Raw genomic sequence first — 21,390 nt, 5'->3', positions numbered from 1 at the left:
CGGCCCGACGCGCGGGCCACTTGGCGAAAGAGGGGAACCTGGCCTGGGTCAGACCGGATCGTTACGGCGCAGCAGCTCTTCGGGCAGGTGCTCGATGTACTCGTCTTCGACCGGCGGCATCTGCAGGTGATAGCCCTGGTTGTCGAGGTTTTCCAGCACCTTGGCGATGTCCTCGCGGGCCAGCTTGCGCTCGGGGGTCAGCACCAGGTCGAAGGCATGCACGGGGGCGCCGAAGAACGGCAGCAGGGCCTCGGGCACGCGCTCCAGGCCTTCGGCCTTGAGCACATACAGGTACATTTCGTTCTTGCGGGGGCTCTTGTAGATCGAGCAGATACGTTTCATCGGGTTTCTCCGGCACCTGCCAGGTTGTCCAGCAGGGCCTGGCCCATACGCTCACGGCGCCAGCCGCGCAGCGAATCGGGCAGTTGATAGGGGCCGTTGGGGTAGCCGCTCTTGAGCAGGGCTTCCAGGGTTTTCTTGCGCAGCATCAGCTCGGGGGCTATGCCCAGGCGCTCGCCTTCGGCCTGGCCGATCGCGCGCAGCTGCTTGAGGATACCGGCAGCCTCGATCGGCAAGGGCTCGGGCAGGACCTGCGGCCACTGCTCGGCAGGCAGGCTGGCAGCCCGCTTGATCAGCTGAACGAGGAATTCACCGTCCTGACGGATGGTACGCGGGTGCATCTCGTCGATCTTGGCCAGCGCCGACAGGTTGGACGGCTGGGATTTGGCCATCGGCCACAGCGAGTGCTCCTTGAGGATGCGATTGCGCGGCACGTCGCGGTGGCGTGCCTCGCGCTCGCGCCAGGCACACAGCTCGCGCAACACCGCCAACTGCTGGGGCGCAAGCTTCCAGGCCAGCTTGACGTCGCGGTACAAGCTCTCGGGTTCGACCTCGCGGCGCAGTTGGGCAACCAGCTCGGCGCCGTCCTCCAGCACCCAGGCGTACTTGTCGTCGGACAGGCGCGGGCGCAGGGCGGTGAACAGCTCGGCCAGGTGCACGGCATCCTCGGCGGCGTAGCTGATCTGGGTTTCGGAAAGCGGGCGCTGCAACCAGTCGGAGCGGGTTTCACCCTTGGGCAGCTCGAGCCCCAGCACTTCCTGGACCAGGCGCGAATAACCCATGGAGAAGCCCAGGTTCAGGTAGCCGGCGGCCAACTGCGTGTCGAACAGCGGCTGTGGCAGCTTGCCGGTCAGGCGCAGCAACACTTCGAGGTCTTCGCTGCAGGCGTGCAGCACCTTGACCACGCCGCTGTCTTCCAGCAACTCGGCCAGGGGCTGCCAATTCTTGATCAGCAGCGGGTCGATCAGAAAGGCGCGTTGGCCATCGCCAATCTGGATAAGCCCCGCCTTGGGGTAGAAGGTGTCTACCCGCATGAATTCGGTGTCGAGCGCTACGAAGGGCAGTTCGCGCCAGCTTCGGCAGAGTTCGGCCAGGGTCTGGTCGTCACGGATCCAGTGTATTTCGATGGCCACGAGGCTCTCCCACTAACATTGGCGCGCAGTATATACGGCGCGGGCACTGCGGGTGAAACCTGCGCCATCCCTGGAATAGATAAACGGTGGTATGCAGGCCATTGGCAATCACCGCTTGGCTGCCAGCCAAGGCCGGCAGCTGGCGAACATGTCCAGCGACTGCTGGTAGACCTCGGTGCGCACCTGCAACAGGCCAAGCATCGAGTGGAACAGGTTGTCCTGGGACAGCGGCGCGTCGCTGAGCTTGGCCAGACAGTCGGTGTCCAGGCCGAAATCTTCGCGGTAGCTGTCCGAAAACCAGGTCAGCAACGGCACGTGCTTCTGTTGCTCAGGCGCCAGCATGTAGGGGGTGCCATGCAGGAACAGGTTGTATTCGCCCAGCGATTCGCCGTGGTCGGACAGGTAGATCATGGCGGTATCGACCTTGTCCTGCTTGCTGCGCAGGGTATCGATCAACATGGCCAGCACCTTGTCGGTGTAGGCCAGGGTGTTGTCGTAGCCGTTGACGATCTCCTGCTGGCTGCACTGGTTCAGGGCATTGCTGTGGCACACCGGGGTGAACCGCTCGGTTTGCGCCGGGTAACGCTTGAAGTACTCGGGGCCATGGCTGCCCATCTGGTGCAGCACCAGCACGGTGTCCTTGTCGAGGTTGTCGAGCAGCTCGGCCAAACCCTGCAACAGAATCTCGTCATGGCATTCGCCATTGGCACACAGGGCCGGGTCGGTGAGGTTGCTGACATCGATGAACTGCACCCGATCACAGGTACCCTTGCAGCCCGACTGGTTGTCGCGCCACTGCACGGCCAGGCCTGCGCGCTGGAGGATGTCGAGCAGCCCTTCACGGTTCTTGGCGACGCGCGCGTCGTACTCCTTGCGGCCCATGCCCGAGAACATGCACGGCACCGACACTGCCGTCTCGGTACCGCACGAATGCACATCGGAAAACGCCAGCAGGCCCTGCTCCTTGGCAAGGTTTGGCGTGGTGTCGCGGGCATAGCCGAGCACACCAAAGTTTTCTGCACGCGCGCTCTCACCCACCACCAGCACGGTCAACGACTTGCGGGCGTGGTGCTGCCAGGCTGCATCGCGCCGGGCATCTTCACCGTAAGGCTGGAATGGCCGGGCGGCCGTGCCCACACGTTCACTGACATAACCTATGGAGGCACCCACGATATTACTGGGCGTCAGCATCAGGCGCAGTTCGTGGTGATTGCGAAACAGCGAAGACAACCCCTGATAGTTGACCAACGCCACCGACCCCAAGGCCACCACGCAGGCGCCGCTTACCACCAGCTTGCCCAGCAGTTCACGGTGCCAGGCGCGGTAGGCGATCGGCGCCTTCCACAAAAGCACCGAAGGCAAAACACCCAACCCCAGGATAGACAAGGCAAACTTCAGCGAGAGCAAGTCGCGGACTTCCGTGACATTGGTTTCGGCGATATTACGGAACATACCGGCATCAATAAGTACACCGTATTGATTCATGAAATAAGCGACACCTGCGCCACTCATGAACAAGAGGATCAGCACCGGTTTCAACACATACCGAAAGGCAAACAAGGTCAAGATCAAATTGAATGCGAACAGCATCAGCACGGCAAACGCCAGGCTCAGCCAAAGCCCCGGCAGCCCTGGCGGAACCACCTGCTCAAGGTGCTGCCAGAGAAAGACATTGAAGCCGATCAGCAAGTACAGGCTGGCCAACAACGTGACCCATTCAGTCCGCAGCGATTTGAAGTTGAGCATCAGGGTTCGCAATCAAGAGTGATTATCAGCCCGTGGGCCTGTGCGGCACCGGGAAAGTTGGCTGAACTCTAGAAAGGGCACCATCAATATTTCGTGAAAAAGACGCCAACAAAACAGTGAGTGGGCATCTTTATCACATTAAATGAAGTTCATTCAGCCGCCATTCAGCCAGGCAGGCGAAGCTTGGCGTACGGCTCACGGTCGATATCAAGCACTTCAACGCACAGCTGAATGTCCAGCCCGCCCTGGGCCGTAATGGTTTCGCGCAGCACCTCGAGCAGGCTGGCGGACAGTTGTTTTTTCACCTCCGGCGAGCGCCCGCTGAGGATCGCCAGGCGCACATGGGCGAAGGCCCGTTCGGCCGGCGCAGTGCCCACCCGGTAGTGCTTGAACGCTTGGGCGCGGCTCTTGATGTCCAGCTCTTCGGCAAACTGGCCACTGCCGACCAGGGCGTGGTTCAAGCGCAGCAGCAGCACGTCGACGTTCAGCTCGCGCAGGTTGTCGCTGTATTCCAGGTTCAGATGAGGCATGGCGCAGGGTTCCGGCTCACGGGAGGGATGCGACAGCCTACCCCAGTCCCCCACCGGCGCAAAGGCGACTATCCTCAAAAGTCAGGACCATTCGCCAACCCCCAAGAGAGGTGAAGAAATGCCCGTTCCGCACGATCTGCTCGCTGACCTGAACATCACTGCCGACGACTTCCAGGCGCGCATTGACGAGAACCACGACCTGCACAAACTGCACAAGGAGTACAACGCCAAGGACAAGGAAGTGCTGGCCGCCGAAAGCAACGCCAGCACCGATGACACCGTCACGCGTTTGCGCAAGGAGCGGCTGGCGATCAAGGACAGGATCAAAGGCATCGTTGATCAGCACAAAGCCTGATATCCCAACAACCTGAATTTGAAAGCGCCGGCCTGTTCGCAGGCAAACCCGCGAACAGGCCGGCAACTCTCACACCGCTGCCGACGCCCGCAGCGCGCAGTCCAGGTCCTCGATCAAGTCCCGGTAGTCTTCGATCCCCACCGACAACCGCAGCAGGTTCTCACCGATCCCCATCTCGCCTTTCTGCTCCGGGCTCAGCGAGTTGTGCGACATGCTCCAGGAGTGGTTGATCATGCTCTCCACCCCGCCCAGCGAGTCGGCCAGCACAAAGATCTGCAAGGCCTCTACCAGGCGATTGAGCGCGGCCCGGTCGCCGCCCTTGACCTTCATTGCCACCACGGCCCCGCCAGCGCGCATCTGGCGCTTGCACAGGTCATGCTGCGGGTGGCTTTCAAGCCCCGGGTAGTAGACCTGTTCGATCTGCGGGTGGCTTTCGAGAAAACGCGCCACCTGCAGGGCATTGGCGCACTGGCGCTCCATGCGCACATCCAGGGTCTTCAGGCCGCGCAGCGCCAGGTAGCAGTCGAACGGCCCCTGGATGGCCCCGACCGCCATGCTGATCTTGCGCAAACGCGCCAGCAGTGCGTCATTGGCCGCTACCACCACACCGCCGGTGAGGTCGGAGTGGCCGCCGATGTATTTGCTTGCCGAGTGCATCACCAGGTCCACGCCCAGGGTGATCGGCCGCTGGTTCCAGGGCGAGCAGAAGGTGTTGTCGATGCAGGTGAGGATACCGCGCGCACGCGCCAGGTCGCAGACCGCCTTGATATCGACCAGGTGCAGCAGCGGGTTGGTCGGTGATTCGATCCAGATCAGCTGGGTTTGGGGGCGTATCGCCGCAGCCACGGCCTGCAGGTCGTTGAGGTCGACGTAGGTGGTGGTCAGCCCCGACGTATGGCTGCGGTAGTCCTCCAGGATACGGAAGGTGCCGCCATAGACACCGTTCATCACCACCACGTGGGCATCCTTGGGCAACAGTTCGAGCACCGTCGCGGTGGCGTTCACGCCAGAGGCACAAGCCACCGCGCCAACGCCTTCTTCCAGCGCCGCCACACAGCTCTCGTAGGCATGCCGGGTCGGGTTGCCGACACGGCTGTAGGCATACTCGGGGTTATCGTCGAGGCTGCGCTTGATGTAGGAACTGGCGGTATAGATGGGCGGGAAGATCGCGTTGTCGGCAACGCTATGCTGTTCGCCGGCGTGGATGGTGCGGGTGGCGAAATTACGCGGCTTGTCGGACATGATCCGGTCCATTGACTGAATAGAGCCTGCAACTATCGCACAACCGCCGCGCTCGGCAAGGGCGCGCAGCAAGGGGGATTAATTTCCTGCATTCTGGGGTAATCTGGAGAAGAATTTTCTACAGCCAGCCTTCTATCGATATGGACAGTTTCGACCAGCACATCCTCACCCTGCTCCAACGCGACGCGTCAGTTTCCCTCAAAGACCTGGCCGAGGCGGTCAACCTGTCGACCACCCCCTGCTGGAAGCGGGTCAAGCGCCTGGAAGAAGACGGCTACATCGTCGGCCGTGTCGCCCTGCTCGACCCCACGCGCCTGGGGCTGGGCCTGACCGTGTTCGTCCAGCTCAAGACCCAGCGCCACGACAGCGCCTGGCTGGAGCAATTCGCCGCCACCGTGACCAGTTTCGAAGAGGTGATGGAGTTCTACCGCATGTCCGGGGACTGGGACTACATGCTGCGGGTGGTGGTGGGTGATATCGCCGCCTATGACCGGTTCTACAAGAAGCTGATCACCCGCACGGATGGGCTTTCCAACATCACCTCGAGTTTTGCCATGGAGCAGATGAAGTACACCACGGCGTACCCCGTGCACCGCCCCTGAGGCGATGCTGGAGGCCCTTCCACGCCACCGCTCAATCCGCCGCCAACACCGCCTCGATGCGGTTCCCGGCCTTGGCCTTCTCTAGCTTGATGGCCACAAACTTCGACGTCGGCGTATACGTCCCCTCGCCATAACTCTCCAGCGGCACCAACGGATTGGTCTCCGGGTAATAGGCCGCCGCCTGCCCCTCGGGCACGTCATACGCCACCAGGCGGAACCCCGACACCCGCCGCTCGCGCCCATCCTCCCACAGCGACACCAGGTCAACATGCTCGCCGGGCTCAAAGCCCAGGCGGCGAATGTCGGCCTCGTTGACGAAGACCACCTCGCGCAGGCCGAACACCCCGCGGTAGCGGTCGTCCAGGCCATACAGCGTGGTGTTGTACTGGTCGTGCGAACGCAAGGTCTGCAGGATCAGGTCCGGTTTGTCGCCACGGGCCAGCACCTGGGCATTGACCAGTTGCTCCGGCAACTGGCTGGCACTGAAACGCGCCTTGCCGGTCGCGGTGCGCCAGTTGCGATCCGCCGCATTGTTGCCCAGGTGGAACCCACCCGGGTGCTGCAGGCGCTCGTTGAAATCGGCAAAACCCGGGATCACATCAGCGATCATGCTGCGGATGCGGCCGTAGTCGGCAATGGCGTATTCCCAGTCGATCGGCTTCTTGCCCAAGGTTGCCTGGGCCATGCCGGCAACGATCGCCGGCTCCGAACGCAGGTGCGGCGAACGTGGGCGCAGCTGGCCGTGGGAGATGTGCACCATGCTGAAGGTGTCCTCCACGGTAACGCCCTGCGGCCCGCTGGCCTGCAGGTCGATTTCGGTACGGCCCAGGCACGGCAGAATCAGCGCATCGCGGCCGGTGACCAGGTGCGAGCGGTTGAGCTTGGTGGAAATCTGCACGGTCAGTGCGCAATTGCGCAGGGCCGCATGGGTACGCGGGGTGTCCGGCGTGGCCTGGGCGAAGTTGCCGCCCAGGGCGATGAAGACCTTGGCCTGCCCTTCTTCCATGGCTTTGATCGCCAGCACCGCGTTATGCCCGTGGGCACGTGGCACACGGAACTGGAAGCGTTTTTCCAGGGCGTCGAGCAAGCCGGCCTTGGGCTTCTCGTCGATGCCCATGGTGCGGTCGCCCTGCACGTTGCTATGGCCACGCACCGGCGACAGGCCGGCACCCGGTTTGCCCACGTTGCCGCGCAGCAGCTGCAGGTTGACGATTTCCTGCACGGTGGCCACCGAATGGCGGTGCTGGGTGATGCCCATGGCCCAGCACATGATGACCCGTTCGGCCTTGCGGTACATGCGCGCGGCCAACTCGATCTCGGCCTGGGTCAGCCCCGACTGCTCGACGATATGCGCCCAGGCGGTGGCATCCACCGCCGCCAGGTAGGCATCGACGCCACTGGTGTGCTCGGCGATGAAGGCATGGTCGAACACGGCCGGCTCACCCTTGGCCTGGGCCTCGCGCTCCCACTGCAGCAGGTACTTGGCGATACCGCGCATGGCCGCCATGTCGCCGCCCAGGGCCGGGCGGAAGTAAGCGGTGTTGGTCGGCTCGGAGCCGTTGCTGAGCATCTCGAATGGGTGCTGCGGGTGCTGAAAACGCTCCAGGCCACGCTCTTTCAGCGGGTTGAAGCAGACCACCTGGGCGCCCCGCTTGACCGCCTCGCGCAGCGGTTCGAGCATGCGCGGGTGGTTGGTGCCGGGGTTCTGGCCGATGACGAAGATGGCGTCGGCCAGCTCCAGGTCATGGAACACCACCGTGCCCTTGCCCACGCCGAGGGTTTCCGACATGCCCACCCCGCTGGCCTCGTGGCACATGTTCGAGCAGTCGGGGAAGTTGTTGGTGCCGTAGGCGCGGACGAACAGCTGGTACAGAAATGCCGCTTCATTGCTGGCCCGCCCCGAAGTGTAGAACTCGGCCTGATCGGGCGAGTCCAGTGCCTGCAGGTGCTGGGCGACCAGGGCGAAGGCGTCTTCCCAGGAGGTTTCGACGTAGTGGTCGGTGGCCGCGTCGTAGCGCATCGGGTGGGTCAGCCGGCCTTGGAATTCGAGCCAGTAGTCGGTCTGCTCGGCCAGCGCGCTGACGCTGTATTTGGCGAAGAATGCCGGGTCTACCGAGCGGCCGGTAGCCTCCCAGTTGACCGCCTTGGCGCCGTTCTCGCAGAACTTGACCATGTCGTTTTCCGGCGACTCGCCCCAGGCGCAGCCTGGGCAGTCAAAGCCGCCGTTCTGGTTGGTCTTGAGCATGGCCCGCAGGTTCTTGAAGGCGTTTTCGCTGCCCAGCCAGCTTTTGGTCACGCTCTTGAGCGCACCCCAGCCGGCGGCGGCGCCTTTGTAGTCCCTGATGTGTTCGTCCTGGCTCATGCGGTGAATCCTCACGCTCGGTGTTTTTTCCAGACTATTGAGCGTGGGGTGGGGGCGTCCAATCGAAAGATCTTACGGCGTGATAAGCCGTTTCGATCATGGGGGGCTGGCCCAGCAGCCGTGATAGAGCATATTGATCATTCGGTCGGGGAAAGCAATTTGACGGGGGTGCACCCAGGTTATAGCTTGGAGATGAGTCCAACCCATTCGAGCACAATCGTGGAACAGAACAGCCGGGCCCTGATCGACGGCTTCAACCGGAAAATCGACTACCTGCGTATGTCGGTCACCGACCGCTGCGACTTCCGCTGCGTCTACTGCATGGCCGAAGACATGCAGTTTCTGCCACGCCAGCAGATCCTCAGCCTCGAAGAACTGTTCCAGGTGGCCGAGCGCTTCGTCGCCCTGGGCACCCGCAAAATCCGCCTGACCGGGGGCGAGCCGCTGGTACGCCAGGGCATCGTCGAGCTGTGTGGGCGCATCGCCGCCCTGCCCGGCCTGCGCGAACTGTGCCTGACCAGCAACGGCTCGCAGCTCGGGCGCCTGGCCCAGCCGCTGTTCGACGCCGGCGTATCGCGCCTGAACATCAGCCTCGACAGCCTGGACACCGGGCGCTTCAAGCAGCTGACGCGCACCGGCGACCTCAACCAGGTCATCGCCGGCATCGACGCCGCACGCAAGGCAGGCTTTGAAAAGACCAAACTCAACTGCGTGGTGCTCAAAGGCCGCAACGATGACGAGCTGGTCGACCTGGTGCGCTTTGCCATCGACCGTGAGCTGGACATCACCTTCATCGAAGAAATGCCCCTGGGTGAAATCAGCGAACACCAGCGCGGTGAGTCGTTCTACTCCAGCGACCAGGTGCGTGACCGCCTGGCCGAGCAGTTCACCCTGATCGAGTCCACCGAGTCGTCCCAAGGCCCGGCCCGTTACTGGCGCCTGGCCGAAGCGGCACACACCCGGGTGGGCTTCATTTCGCCGCACAGCCACAACTTCTGCGCCACCTGCAACCGCGTGCGCCTGACCGTCGAAGGCCGCCTGCTGCTGTGCCTGGGCAACGAGCATTCGGTGGACCTGAAACAGGTCCTGCGTGCCCACCCTGGCGATGCCGCGCGGCTGGAAAAAGCCATCCGCGACTCGCTGCACCTCAAGCCCTACCGCCATCACTTCGAAGTGGGCGGTGAGGTGCAGATTCTGCGCTTCATGAACATGACCGGCGGCTGATTGGCCGCCTCTGGATTTCCATGATCGTCCACCCCCGCCCCGATGTGCTGCGCGTGCTGTTCACCCTCAAGGGTTCGATCGTAAAGCGCATTGCCCTGCGCTGCCTGATGGTCACCGTGCTGGCGGCGCTGATCGTGCTGGTCGAGCGGCATTTCCCGGCGTTCTTCTACCCGGTCAGCGCCACGCCGTTCACCTTGCTCGGCCTGTCGCTGTCGATTTTCATGAGTTTTCGCAACAACGCCTGCTACGACCGCTGGTGGGAGGGCCGCAAGGCCTGGGGCAAGCTGATCATCGAGACCCGTTCATTCGTGCGCGAGAGTGTGGTGATCGCCGACCCGGCGCTGCGTGCCGAGCTGCTGCGCAACCTGTGCGGCTTTGCCCATGCGCTCAATGCCCGGCTGCGCAACGAGGATGACCTGGCCGCTGCCCGACCTTGGCTGGCCAGCCCGGCTGCAATCAGCCCACATAACGTGTGCAACAGCATCCTGAGCGAGATTGGCGGGCACTGTTCGCGGCTGGCCGAGCAACAACAGATCAGCGATTGGCGCTACAGCGTGCTGGAACAGCGCCTGGTGGGCCTGTCGGAGGTACAGGCCACCTGCGAACGCATCAAGGGCACGCCGCTGCCGTTCCCCTACACCCTGTTGCTGCATCGCACCATCTACATCTTCTGCCTGCTGCTGCCGTTCGCCCTGGCCGAACCGCTGGGCTGGCTGGCGCCCTTGTTCACCACCATCGTCGGGTATACGTTTTTCGGGCTGGATGCGATTGGCAATGAGCTGGAAGACCCGTTCGGGCGGGATGAAAACGACCTGCCCACCGATGCGCTGGTGCGTACCGTGGAGCGCGATGTACTGGCGGGGTTGGGGGTAACGCCACTGCCACCGGCTTTGGAGCCGGTGGGGTATGTATTGAGCTGAGGGTTTTCTGCTTTCTGTGCTGGCCGTTACCCTCGGCTGGCACAAGCCTCGACGGGCTTCAGGTGCGGCACAAAATTGCACGGCCGGTGCCGCGCATCCAGCTGCTCCGCCAGGATGCCTTCCCATGCCGTGCGGCACGCGCCGGTGGAACCCGGCAGGCAGCACACCAGGGTACCGTTGGCCAACCCGGCCAAGGCGCGGCTCTGAACGGTCGAGGTGCCGATATCGAGAATCGACAACGCCCGGAACAGTTCGCCAAAGCCATCGATACGTTTGTCCAGCAGGCATTCAACCGCTTCCGGCGTACTGTCACGCCCGGTAAAGCCGGTGCCGCCGGTGATCAGCACCACCTGCACCTGCTCGTCGGCAATCCAGGTAGCGACCTGGGCGCGGATCTTGTACAGGTCGTCCTTGAGCAACGCCCGTGCCACCAGGCGGTGGCCGATCTCCACCGAGCGGCTGGCCAGCAGCTCGCCGGAGGTGTCGTTGTCGTAGGTGCGGGTGTCGCTGACGGTCAGCACGGCGATATTGAGCGGTACGAAGACCGCGTCGGGTTTGACGCTCACGTGGGCTACTCCTGAAAGGGCATTGTCACCACGCTAGAGGCATGGCCTGGGGGCGTCCAATCGATATGGCGTACCGGGTGATCAATGACATCTATCGCTGACTTGGTTAAGGTCAGCACAACCAGACGCCAGGCACTCCCATGGACATCAAGCAACTCAAGTTCCTCATCGCGCTCGACCAGACCCGCCACTTCGGCCAGGCCGCAGCGCTGTGCCACATCACCCAGCCGACGCTGTCGATGCGCCTGCGCAACCTGGAAGACGAACTGGACCTGGTGCTGGTCAAGCGCGGCCAGCGCTTCGAAGGGTTTACCGAGGCCGGCGAGCGCATCCTGGCCTGGGCCCGCACCCTGCTGGCCGCCCACGATGGCCTGCAGGCCGAAGCCGCCAGTTGCCGTGGCCAGGTGGTCGGCAGCCTGCGCCTGGGCACGGTGCCGCTGGCCAGCTTCAACCCGATGCAATTGCTGCTGCCGCTGCGCGAAAAATACCCCGAGCTGCAGTTTCAGCTCAGCTCGCACAGCACCGAACAGATCATGGATGGCCTGAGCCGCAACCAGCTCGACCTGGGCATCTGCTACCTGGACCAGGTCAACGCCAGTTTCTTCGAAGTGATCGAGCTGGGCACCACCACCATGGGCCTGCTGCACGACACCCGGCACTTCCAGTTCGAGGCCGACAGCCTGCGCTGGGAGGCACTCGGCGAGATCCCCCTGGGCCTGCTGAGCAAAGGCATGCACTACCGTCAGTCGCTGGACCTGAGTTTTCGCAGCCGCAGCCTGGAGCCCAACGCCGTGCTGGAAAGCGACTCCAGCTTCCAGCTGATCCAGGCCATCAACACCGGCGTGTGCTGCGCGATCATGCCACTCGATTGCGGGCTGGAGGACTTGAGCGACCACATGCGCATCCTGCCCATCGTCGATGCCAGCATCCACAGCCCGGTGGGCCTGCTGCTGCGCCGCAGCGAACCACGTTCGGCAATTGCCGAGCAGTGCTTCGACGAAGCCCGCGCCCTGTTTCAAGCCACCTGAGCCGCCGTCGCCTGGCGGTACTGGCGCGGGGTGAAGCCGGTCAGTTGCTTGAACTGCCGGCTGAAGGCGCTGTGGTCGGTGTAGCCGCAGCGCATCGCCACGTCGGTGATCGGCAGGTCCGAATGCAGCAAGCGATGGGCATGCTCCAGGCGCGCCTTGTGGATCATCTGCCGCGGCGTGAGGTGGAACACCCGCTTGCAGTAACGCTCCAGCTGCGCCACGGAAATACCCGCGATGCGGGTCAGTTCACCCATGCTGATCGGTTGGTGAAAGTGCTGGCGAATATGCTCATCCACGGCGGCCAGGCGCTGGTAAGCGGGATGGGTGTCGGCGGCTGACTGCAGGTCGACCGAGATGCCCACCAAGCCGATGATGGCACCTTGCGGGTTGTACAGCGGCCGCTTGTGGGTCAGGCACCAACCGGGCTCGCGGCTGCCGTACAGGTGCAGTTCGAGCTGGTCTTGCAGCACCAGGCCATCTTTGAGTACACGGCGGTCCTGCTCGGTGTAGCCGGGGCCCAGTTGCGCCGGGAAGACTTCGGCGCTGGTCTTGCCCAGCAACGGCTGCAGGCGCTTGAGGCCACAGCGCTGGACCAAGGTGTCGTTGGCCAGCACGTAGCGGGCGTCGGGGTCCTTGATGAAGATCGCGGCGTTGGGGATGGCGTCGAGGATCGGCAGCAGCAGGGAGACCCCGGCGAGCAGCGCCTCCAGGGTGGCGGGGCGGTGCTGGTCGAAGCACTGATACAAGGTTGCCAGGGGGTGCTCTGTCATCTCGCTTCTCGGGGTCGACGCTATTGACCACCTGTGGGAGCGGGCTTGCCCCGCGAAGGCGCCAGAAGCGTCACTGCTCCTCGCCAGCCCACAGCTGGTATGGCTTCCAGCCTATCCGCCCGCCCCCGCCAGCCGCCAGCTTTTTCTGCAACTGTGCCGATTTCGTCATCCCCCTTGCAGAAAACCATCAAGAACCGACGCCCCGATCGGTCCACTCTATGCCCCACGCAAGCCGCCCAAGACCTACAAGAGCGCGGCCCAAAAGCCGCATCTCGTGACATCAGACCTGCCTATCCAAAACCTACAAAAAGGCGCACCCATGTCAGGTAAATTCAAAAAACAGCTGTCATTGCTGGACCTCACCTTCATCGGCCTAGGCGCCATCTTCGGCTCCGGCTGGCTGTTCGCTGCCAGCCACGTCTCGGCCATCGCCGGCCCCGCCGGTATCCTCTCCTGGTTCCTCGGCGGTTTCGCCGTGCTGTTGCTGGGCATCGTGTACTGCGAGCTCGGCGCCGCCCTGCCCCGCGCCGGTGGCGTGGTGCGTTACCCGGTGTACTCCCACGGCCCGCTGCTCGGCTACCTGATGGGCTTCATCACCCTGATCGCTTTCTCCAGCCTGATCGCCATCGAAGTGGTCGCTTCGCGCCAATACGCCGCTGCCTGGTTCCCCGAACTGACCAAGGCCGGCTCCAGTGACCCGAGCGTGCTCGGCTGGTTGGTGCAGTTCGCGCTGCTGGGGCTGTTCTTCGTGCTCAATTACCGCAGCGTGAAGACCTTTGCCAAAGCCAACAACCTGGTCAGCGTGTTCAAGTTCATCGTGCCTTTGCTGGTGATCGGCGTGCTGTTCACCTTCTTCAAGCCGGCAAACTTCGAAGTCCAGGGTTTTGCGCCCTACGGCCTGTCCGGTGTGGAAATGGCCGTGTCGGCCGGCGGCATCATCTTCGCCTACCTGGGGCTGACGCCGATCATCTCGGTGGCCAGTGAAGTGAAGAACCCGCAGCGCACCATCCCGATTGCGCTGATTCTGTCGGTGCTGCTGTCCACCGCGATCTACGCCTTGCTGCAACTGGCGTTTCTCGGCAGCGTGCCGACCGAAATGCTGGCCAACGGCTGGGCCGGGGTGACCAAGGAACTCGCCCTGCCCTACCGTGACATCGCCCTGGCCCTGGGCGTGGGCTGGCTGGCCTACCTGGTGGTGGCCGACGCGGTGATCTCGCCCAGCGGCTGCGGCAACATCTACATGAATGCCACCCCGCGGGTGATCTATGGCTGGGCGCAGACCGGCACCTTCTTCAAGTTCTTCACCCGCATCGACGAGCAGTCCGGCATCCCCCGCCCGGCCCTGTGGCTGACCTTCGCCCTGTCGGTGTTCTGGACCCTGCCGTTCCCCTCCTGGGAAGCGCTGATCAACGTGGTGTCGGCGGCACTGGTGCTGAGCTATGCCGTGGCCCCGGTCACTGTCGCCGCGCTGCGCCGCAACGCTCCTGACATGCCGCGCCCATTCCGGGTCAAGGGCATGAGCGTGCTCGGCCCGCTGTCGTTCATCATCGCCGCGCTGATCGTCTACTGGTCTGGCTGGAACACCGTGTCGTGGCTGCTGGCCCTGCAAATCGTGATGTTCGTGCTGTACCTGCTGTGCGCCCGCTTCGTGCCCACCCAGCACCTGTCCCTTGGCCAGCAAGTGCGCTCGTCGGCCTGGCTGATCGGCTTCTATGCCGTGACCATTCTGTTGTCCTGGCTGGGCAGCTTCGGTGGCCTGGGCGTGCTCGGCCATCCGCTCGACACCGTGGCCGTCGCGGCCTGCGCCCTGGGCATCTACTACTGGGGCGCTGCCACCGGCGTGCCGGCCCATCTGGTGCGCCTGGATGGCGAAGATGAAAGCGAAGCCAGCGCCGACACCCACCTGGGCCACCGCCCTGCCGCCGTCGCCTCCTGACCTCGGCCTCAACCAAGGGACATGCCCATGAAACACATTCACGTCATCGACTCGCATACCGGCGGCGAACCGACCCGCCTGGTGATGAAAGGCTTCCCGCAGCTCAATGGCCGCACCATGGCCGAACAGCGCGACGAACTGCGCGAGCTGCACGACCCCTGGCGCCGCGCCTGCCTGCTGGAGCCACGCGGCAACGATGTACTGGTGGGCGCGCTGTACTGCCCACCGGTGTCGGAGGGCGCCACCTGCGGGGTGATCTTCTTCAACAACGCCGGCTACCTGAACATGTGCGGCCACGGCACCATCGGCCTGATCGCCTCGCTGCAGCACCTGGGGCTTATCGCACCGGGCGTGCACAAGATCGACACGCCGGTCGGCCAGGTCAGCGCCACCCTGCATGAAGACGGCGCGGTCACCGTAGGCAACGTGCCGGCCTACCGCTATCGCCAGCAGGTGCCGGTCGAGGTACCGGGCCATGGCGTGGTGCACGGCGATATCGCCTGGGGCGGCAACTGGTTCTTCCTGGTGTCCGAGCACGGCCAGCGCATTGCGATGGACAACGTCGAGGCGCTCACCGATTACACCTGGGCAATGCTCAAAGCCCTGGAGGCCCAGGGCATCACCGGCGAGAACGGCCAGCCGATCGACCATGTCGAGCTGTTTGCCGACGACCCCGACGCCGACAGCCGCAACTTCGTCATGTGCCCCGGCAAGGCCTACGACCGCTCGCCCTGCGGCACCGGCACCAGCGCCAAACTGGCCTGCCTGGCCGCCGACGGCAAGCTCGACGAGGGCCAGACCTGGGTCCAGGCGAGCATCACCGGCAGCCAGTTCCAGGGCCGCTACGAACGCGAAGGCGAGCGTATTCGCCCGTTCATCACCGGCCGCGCCTACATGACCGCCGACAGCACCTTGCTTATCGACGAACAGGACCCTTTCGCCTGGGGCATCTGACCCGCCCAGGCCTTTTATTCGCCCCCCTACTGAATACTGCAAGGAGTGACACCCATGAGCGACAACATCTTCACCGGCTGCATGCCTGCCCTGATGACCCCTTGCACCGCCGAGCGCAAACCAGACTTCGACGCCCTGGTGCGCAAAGGCCGCGAGCTGATCGAAGCCGGCATGAGCGCCGTGGTGTACTGCGGCTCGATGGGCGACTGGCCGCTGCTGACCGAGGCCGAGCGCCAGGAAGGCGTGGCGCGCCTGGTGGCGGCCGGCATCCCGACCATCGTCGGCACCGGCGCGGTGAACACCCGCGAGGCCGTCGCCCACGCCGCCCATGCCGCCGAAGTCGGCGCCGCCGGCCTGATGGTGATCCCGCGGGTGTTGTCCCGCGGCGCCTCGCTGATCGCCCAGAAGCACCACTTCTCGGCCATTCTGGCGGCTGCGCCGAAGCTGCCGGCGGTGATCTACAACAGCCCGTACTACGGCTTCGCCACCCGCGCCGACCTGTTCTTCGAACTGCGCCGCGAATACCCGAACCTGATCGGCTTCAAGGAATTCGGCGGCGGTGCCGACCTGCGCTACGCCGCCGAGCACATCACCTCCAAGGACGACGACGTGACCCTGATGGTCGGCGTCGACACCCAGGTGGTGCATGGCTTCGTCAACTGCAACGCCACCGGCGCCATCACCGGTATCGGCAACGCCCTGCCGCGTGAAGTGCTGCAACTGGTGAGCCTGAGCAAACAGGCGGCCAAGGGCGACGCCAAGGGCGACGCCAAGGCCCGACGCCTGGCCCGCGAACTGGAAGCGGCGCTGGCAGTGCTGTCCTCGTTCGATGAAGGCTGCGACCTGGTGCTGTACTACAAGCACCTGATGGTGCTGAACGGCGACAGCGAGTACAGCCTGCACTTCAACGAGACCGACGTGCTGACCGACGCACAGCGCAACTATGCCGAGCAGCAGTACGCGCTGTTCCGCAACTGGTACGCCAGCTGGTCGGCCGAGCAGAACATCGCCTAAGCCCTGCGCGGCCCTTTGTAGGAGCGGCCTTGTGTCGCGATCGGGCTGCAAAGCAGCCCCAGCAATTTGTGCATTTGCGCGGAAATCCCGGGGCTGCTTTGCAGCCCGATCGCGACACAAGGCCGCTCCTACAGGGGCTGCGGTTTCCCTTGATACCCGAATCTGATTTCCAAGGAGGCTCCATGCCCCTCACAGGCAACCTGCTGATCGGCCAGACGCCGGTAACCGGCAGCCGCGAAGCCATTCGCGCCATCGACCTGGCCACCGGCCAGCCACTGGAACCGGCCTACCTCGGCGGCACCGGCGAGCACGTGGCCCAGGCCTGCGCCTTGGCCTGGGCGGCGTTCGATGCCTACCGCGAAACATCGCTCGAACAACGCGCACAGTTCCTCGAAACCATCGCCGCGCAGATCGAAGCGCTGGGCGATGCCCTGATCGACCGTGCCGTGGCCGAAAGCGGCCTGCCCAAGGCGCGCATCCAGGGCGAGCGTGGCCGCACCTGCAACCAGCTGCGCACCTTCGCCCGGGTGGTGCGGGCCGGTGAATGGCTGGATGTGCGGGTCGACAACGCCCAGCCAGAACGCCAGCCCTTGCCCCGCGCCGACCTGCGCCAACGCCAGGTGGCCCTGGGGCCGGTAGCCGTGTTCGGCGCCAGCAATTTCCCGCTGGCCTTCTCGGTGGCCGGTGGCGACACCGCGTCGGCATTGGCCGCTGGCTGCCCAGTGGTGGTCAAGGCCCACAGCGCCCACCCTGGCACCAGCGAACTGGTCGGCCAGGCGGTGGCGCAAGCGGTGAAGCTGTGCGGCTTGCCGGCCGGCGTATTCTCGCTGTTGTACGGCTCCGGCCGTGAAGTCGGCATCGCGCTGGTCAGCGACCCGTGTATCAAGGCCGTTGGTTTTACCGGCTCGCGCAGCGGTGGTATCGCGCTGTGCCAGGCGGCCCAGGCACGCCCGGAGCCGATCCCGGTTTACGCCGAAATGAGTTCGATCAACCCGGTGTTCCTGTTCGAGGCGGCCCTGCAGGCCCGCGCCGAAGCGCTGGCACAAGGCTTCGTCGCCTCGTTGACCCAAGGTGCCGGCCAGTTCTGCACCAACCCCGGCCTGGTGATTGCCCGCCAAGGGCCGGCGTTGCAGCGGTTTATCGACGCTGCCAGCGAGCACGTGCGCCAAGCCGCTGCGCAAACCATGCTCACCCCGGGCATCTTCAGTGCTTACCAGGCCGGTGTCGGTAGCTTGGCGGGTAACGCCAATGCCCAGGCTGCGGCCAGCGGCCAGGCCGGGCAAGGGCCCAACCAATGCCAGGCGCATTTGTTCGTCGCCCAGGCCGAAGCCTTCCTCGCCGACCCGGCGTTGCAGGCTGAAGTGTTCGGCGCGGCGTCACTGGTGGTGGCCTGCGCCAGTGACGAGCAGGTACGCCAAGTGGCCGAGCACCTGGAAGGCCAGTTGACCGCGACCCTGCAACTGGACGATACCGACATCGACAGCGCCCGTGCGCTGCTGCCGACCCTTGAACGCAAGGCCGGGCGCATTCTGGTCAATGGCTGGCCGACCGGTGTCGAGGTGTGCGATGCCATGGTCCATGGCGGTCCGTTCCCGGCTACCTCCGATGCCCGTACGACCTCGGTGGGCACGGCGGCGATCCTGCGTTTCCTGCGCCCGGTGTGCTACCAGGACTTCCCTGATGCCCTTCTGCCGCAGGCGTTGCAGCACGGCAACCCGCTGCAACTGCGGCGCCTGCTCGACGGCAAACGGGAAGGCTGAGCATGGTCGAAACCCCTGAAGCCGATATCGCCGTGGTAGGCGCCGGCATTGTCGGCGTTGCCTGTGCCCTGCAACTGGCCCGCCAAGGCCGCCGGGTGCTATTGATCGACCGCCAGGCACCCGGCCAGGGCGCGTCCTATGGCAACGCCGGGCACCTGGCCACCGAGCAGGTATTCCCGATCGCCGACCTGTCGATCCTCAAGCGCCTGCCGAGCATGCTGATGGACCCGATGGGCCCGCTGCGCCTGGACTGGAAGTACCTGCCCAAGGCCATGCCCTGGTTCACCCGCCTGCTGCTCAACCTGCGCCCGGCCCCGTTCCAGCGCAGTGTGGCCGGCATCCGCACGCTGAACGAAGGCAGCCTGGGTGCCTGGCAGCGGCTGCTGGGTTCGATCGGGCGCAGCGAACTGTTCCAGGAGGAGGGTTCGTTGCTGGTGTTCGAGAAGCCTGAGTCACGCTCGGCACTGGAGGCGTTGCGTACACGCATGCAACAGCAGGCGGTGCCGGTGGACGTCTGGTCGGCCGAAACCGTGCGCGAGGCAGTGCCACAACTGAGCCCGTCCCTGCTGGGTGGGCTGTTCTTTCCGCGCACCGGGCACTTCATCGACCCTTACCGGGTAGTGTGCGAATTGTTCGAAGCGGCCAAGGCCAGCGGCGTGCGCTTTATCCAGGCGCAGGTCGATGGCGGGCAGCTGCACAGCGGCGGCGTCAGCCTGGCCAGCGACCAGGGCCCGCTCAATGCCCGCCAGGTGCTGATCAGCTGTGGTGCCCACTCTGCGAAACTGACCGCCGCGCTGACGGGCAAGCGGGTGCCGCTGGACACTGAGCGCGGTTACCACCTGATGTTGCCGGGTGAGCACCAGCGCCTGCCGTTTGCAGTCACCTCACTTGAGCGCAAGTTCATCATGACGCCCATGGCCGAAGGTTTGCGCCTGGCCGGCACGGTGGAGTTCGCCGGGCTGGAGGCACCGCCGAGCATGCAACGGGCGTGGCAGTTGCACCGGTTGAGCAAGGGGTTGTTCCGGCAAGACTTGAGCGTCGAAGGGGCAACACCGTGGATGGGTTTCAGGCCATCGTTGCCGGACTCGTTGCCGGTGATTGACCGGGCGTGTGATGGGCGGGTGCTGTTGGCGTTTGGGCATCAGCACCTGGGGTTGACCCAGGCGGCGGTGACGGCGGAATGGGTGGGGCGGTTGGCTGAGCGGGCCGGTGGGCCCGAGATGGGAGCCTACCGGTTGGATCGGTTCTAGATTCGAGGGCCGCTGTGCGGCCCATTCGCGGCACAAGGCCGCTCCTACAGGGGAACGCGTGCTCTTTGTAGGAGCGGCCTTGTGTCGCGAATGGGCTGCAAAGCAGCCCCTCTAAGCCTCAGCGATACCGCTCAAGCCAGTGCGCGTATGGTGCTGGCAAGGTCCAGGAAGCTTTCTCCACCCCCAGCTCCTTGGCCGCAAAGTACGCCCAGTGCGGGTCGGCCAGGTGCGCACGCCCTACCGAAACCAGGTCCAGCTGATTGGCTTGCAACGCGGCCTCAGCCAGTTGCGGTGTGCCAAAGCCCCACGCCGAAGTCACCGGCAGCTTCGCCTCACGGCGCACACGCTCGGCAATCGGCCCCATGAACGCCGGGCCCCACGGGATGTTGGTCTCAGGAATGGTGAAACCGACACTTACGCTCAGCAGGTCAAGGCCGCCAGCCTTGAAGCGGCGCGCCAGTTCGATCGACTCTTCCAGGGTCTGCTCGTCGCGGCCATCGTATTCCAGCACACCAAAACGCGCGGTCAACGGCAGGTTCTCTGGCCATACTTCACGCACCGCAGCCAGCGTTTCCAGCAGGAAGCGGCTGCGGTTGTCGAAGCTGCCACCGTAGGCGTCGGTGCGCTGGTTGGTGTGTTCGGAGAAGAAGCTCTGCCCCAGGTAACCGTGGGCAAAGTGCAGTTCGATCCATTCAAAACCCGCGTCCCGCGCACGGCGTGCAGCGTCGACGAAGTCCTGCTTGACCCGGGCGATGTCGCCCAGGGTCATTTCGCGCGGCACTTTCGGCAGGTGAGCACCGAAGGCAATGGCCGACGGGGCGATGGTGTCCCAGCCACGGGCGTCGTCGGCGGCGATGTGGTCGTCACCTTCCCAGGGGCGGTTGGCGCTGGCCTTGCGCCCGGCGTGGGCGATCTGGATGCCGGGCACCGAGCCTGCGGCCTTGATCGCCTGCACCACCGGCACGAAGGCTTGGGCGTGGGCGTCGCTCCAGATACCGGCACAACCGGGGGTGATGCGCCCTTCCGGCGCCACGGCGGTGGCTTCGACCACCAGCAGGCCGGCACCACCTCGGGCCAGGCTGGCCAGGTGCACGTGGTGCCAGTCGTTGATCATGCCGTCCTCGGCCATGTACTGGCACATCGGCGGAATGGCGATGCGGTTGCGCAGGGTGACGTCCTTGAGGGTGTAGGGTTCGAACAATGCGGACATGGGGAAGCTCCCGGGTTATCTGAATACGATAGTTCGATCATAATCGAACTATGGCAATAATTGAAAGGCCCGTTATCATGTCGACCATGCGAGCCTACAAACATCCCAACCCTGAAGACCTGATTCTCGAGCGCCTGCTTTACGCCCTGAGCGACCCCGTGCGCCTGGAGATTGTGCGCCACCTGGCGGGCGTGGCGGAGGCCAGCTGCGGCGAGCTTGACGGCGGGCGGCCGAAGTCGAGCATGTCCCACCATTTTCGCGTCTTGCGCGATGCGGGGCTGGTGCACACGCGCAACGTCGGCACTACCCACATGAATTCGCTGCGCAGCGAAATGCTCGACGAACGCTTCCCTGGGTTGCTGGAGTGCATTCTGCGTCAGCGGTAGTCCCGTGCTGGCCAAAAAAAAGCCACGAAGGTCACCCCCGTGGCTTTCGATTACAACAATGGG

20 protein-coding genes are annotated in these 21,390 nt (G+C 64.4%); 11 read left to right on the top strand and 9 right to left on the bottom strand.

The window, feature by feature from the left end:
- Positions 1-48 precede the first annotated feature (48 nt).
- From DJ563_RS00550 to DJ563_RS00535, 4 genes are all read right to left on the bottom strand, one after another.
- The gene (locus tag DJ563_RS00550; RefSeq protein WP_033699773.1) at positions 49-342 is read right to left on the bottom strand and encodes a YcgL domain-containing protein; all 294 of its coding nucleotides are present in this window, start codon (positions 340-342) and stop codon (positions 49-51) included.
- A complete protein-coding gene (rnd, locus tag DJ563_RS00545) occupies positions 339-1,472 on the bottom strand; it encodes a ribonuclease D (RefSeq protein ID WP_274100553.1) in 1,134 nt (377 codons plus the stop codon). The genes DJ563_RS00550 and rnd overlap by 4 nt, the downstream gene beginning before the upstream one ends.
- Before the next feature lie 108 nt (positions 1,473-1,580).
- A complete protein-coding gene (locus tag DJ563_RS00540) occupies positions 1,581-3,218 on the bottom strand; it encodes a phosphoethanolamine transferase (RefSeq protein WP_274100554.1) in 1,638 nt (545 codons plus the stop codon).
- A gap of 164 nt (positions 3,219-3,382) precedes the next feature.
- A complete protein-coding gene (locus tag DJ563_RS00535) occupies positions 3,383-3,748 on the bottom strand; it encodes a 5-carboxymethyl-2-hydroxymuconate Delta-isomerase (protein WP_274100555.1) in 366 nt (121 codons plus the stop codon).
- A gap of 118 nt (positions 3,749-3,866) precedes the next feature.
- Here DJ563_RS00535 and DJ563_RS00530 point away from each other — a divergent pair, with 118 nt between their 5' ends.
- A complete protein-coding gene (locus DJ563_RS00530; RefSeq protein ID WP_274100556.1) occupies positions 3,867-4,103 on the top strand; it encodes a YdcH family protein in 237 nt (78 codons plus the stop codon).
- A 69-nt stretch (positions 4,104-4,172) separates the two neighbouring features.
- Here DJ563_RS00530 and DJ563_RS00525 read toward each other — a convergent pair whose 3' ends face one another.
- Positions 4,173-5,357, bottom strand: coding sequence for a trans-sulfuration enzyme family protein (locus DJ563_RS00525; RefSeq protein ID WP_033699778.1), 1,185 nt, complete (start codon positions 5,355-5,357; stop codon positions 4,173-4,175).
- 128 nt (positions 5,358-5,485) lie between these two features.
- On the opposite strand from DJ563_RS00525, the gene DJ563_RS00520 reads away from it, so the two are divergent.
- Positions 5,486-5,947 (top strand): Lrp/AsnC family transcriptional regulator, encoded by a 462-nt coding sequence (locus DJ563_RS00520; RefSeq protein WP_033699780.1) that lies wholly within the window; start codon positions 5,486-5,488, stop codon positions 5,945-5,947.
- Between the two features lie 31 nt (positions 5,948-5,978).
- Here DJ563_RS00520 and DJ563_RS00515 read toward each other — a convergent pair whose 3' ends face one another.
- Positions 5,979-8,309, bottom strand: coding sequence for an FdhF/YdeP family oxidoreductase (locus DJ563_RS00515; RefSeq protein WP_274100115.1), 2,331 nt, complete (start codon positions 8,307-8,309; stop codon positions 5,979-5,981).
- A 219-nt stretch (positions 8,310-8,528) separates the two neighbouring features.
- On the opposite strand from DJ563_RS00515, the gene moaA reads away from it, so the two are divergent.
- Positions 8,529-9,533, top strand: coding sequence for a GTP 3',8-cyclase MoaA (moaA, locus tag DJ563_RS00510; protein ID WP_274100114.1), 1,005 nt, complete (start codon positions 8,529-8,531; stop codon positions 9,531-9,533).
- 20 nt (positions 9,534-9,553) lie between these two features.
- Positions 9,554-10,453, top strand: a complete 900-nt coding sequence (locus DJ563_RS00505; protein WP_033699784.1) for a bestrophin family protein — start codon at positions 9,554-9,556, stop codon at positions 10,451-10,453.
- Positions 10,454-10,479: 26 nt separating this feature from the next.
- Here DJ563_RS00505 and moaB read toward each other — a convergent pair whose 3' ends face one another.
- Complete coding sequence (gene moaB / locus DJ563_RS00500; protein ID WP_186658373.1) at positions 10,480-11,019, bottom strand: molybdenum cofactor biosynthesis protein B; 540 nt, start codon at positions 11,017-11,019, stop codon at positions 10,480-10,482.
- A gap of 140 nt (positions 11,020-11,159) precedes the next feature.
- On the opposite strand from moaB, the gene DJ563_RS00495 reads away from it, so the two are divergent.
- Complete coding sequence (locus DJ563_RS00495; RefSeq protein ID WP_434518644.1) at positions 11,160-12,047, top strand: LysR family transcriptional regulator; 888 nt, start codon at positions 11,160-11,162, stop codon at positions 12,045-12,047.
- On the opposite strand, the gene DJ563_RS00490 is transcribed toward DJ563_RS00495, so the two are convergent.
- Positions 12,035-12,817, bottom strand: a complete 783-nt coding sequence (locus DJ563_RS00490) for an AraC family transcriptional regulator (protein ID WP_274100111.1) — start codon at positions 12,815-12,817, stop codon at positions 12,035-12,037. The two genes, DJ563_RS00495 and DJ563_RS00490, sit on opposite strands and share 13 nt — an antisense overlap.
- Positions 12,818-13,136: 319 nt before the next feature.
- On the opposite strand from DJ563_RS00490, the gene DJ563_RS00485 reads away from it, so the two are divergent.
- The 5 genes from DJ563_RS00485 to DJ563_RS00465 all read left to right on the top strand — a co-directional run bounded on the left by DJ563_RS00485 (position 13,137) and on the right by DJ563_RS00465 (position 19,731).
- Positions 13,137-14,753, top strand: coding sequence for an amino acid permease (locus DJ563_RS00485; RefSeq protein WP_434518643.1), 1,617 nt, complete (start codon positions 13,137-13,139; stop codon positions 14,751-14,753).
- Between the two features lie 27 nt (positions 14,754-14,780).
- The gene (locus DJ563_RS00480) at positions 14,781-15,707 is read left to right on the top strand and encodes a 4-hydroxyproline epimerase (RefSeq protein ID WP_274100109.1); all 927 of its coding nucleotides are present in this window, start codon (positions 14,781-14,783) and stop codon (positions 15,705-15,707) included.
- A 54-nt stretch (positions 15,708-15,761) separates the two neighbouring features.
- The gene (locus DJ563_RS00475) at positions 15,762-16,721 is read left to right on the top strand and encodes a dihydrodipicolinate synthase family protein (RefSeq protein WP_434518642.1); all 960 of its coding nucleotides are present in this window, start codon (positions 15,762-15,764) and stop codon (positions 16,719-16,721) included.
- Between the two features lie 182 nt (positions 16,722-16,903).
- Positions 16,904-18,481, top strand: a complete 1,578-nt coding sequence (locus DJ563_RS00470) for an aldehyde dehydrogenase (NADP(+)) (RefSeq protein WP_434518641.1) — start codon at positions 16,904-16,906, stop codon at positions 18,479-18,481.
- Between the two features lie 2 nt (positions 18,482-18,483).
- Positions 18,484-19,731 (top strand): NAD(P)/FAD-dependent oxidoreductase, encoded by a 1,248-nt coding sequence (locus tag DJ563_RS00465; protein WP_434518640.1) that lies wholly within the window; start codon positions 18,484-18,486, stop codon positions 19,729-19,731.
- A 118-nt stretch (positions 19,732-19,849) separates the two neighbouring features.
- Here DJ563_RS00465 and xenA read toward each other — a convergent pair whose 3' ends face one another.
- On the bottom strand, positions 19,850-20,941 hold the full coding sequence (gene xenA / locus DJ563_RS00460; RefSeq protein WP_434518639.1) for a xenobiotic reductase XenA: 1,092 nt from the start codon (positions 20,939-20,941) through the stop codon (positions 19,850-19,852).
- 50 nt (positions 20,942-20,991) lie between these two features.
- Between xenA and DJ563_RS00455 the strand changes: the two genes are divergently transcribed.
- Positions 20,992-21,327, top strand: a complete 336-nt coding sequence (locus DJ563_RS00455) for an ArsR/SmtB family transcription factor (protein ID WP_186658358.1) — start codon at positions 20,992-20,994, stop codon at positions 21,325-21,327.
- The last annotated feature ends 63 nt before the right edge of the window (positions 21,328-21,390 follow it).

The sequence above is a fragment of the Pseudomonas sp. NFX1 genome (assembly GCF_051123555.1).
GTDB lineage: Bacteria > Pseudomonadota > Gammaproteobacteria > Pseudomonadales > Pseudomonadaceae > Aquipseudomonas > Aquipseudomonas capeferrum.
Note: the sequence above shows the minus strand (reverse complement) of the source record. Positions and strands in the feature narration are given on the sequence as shown.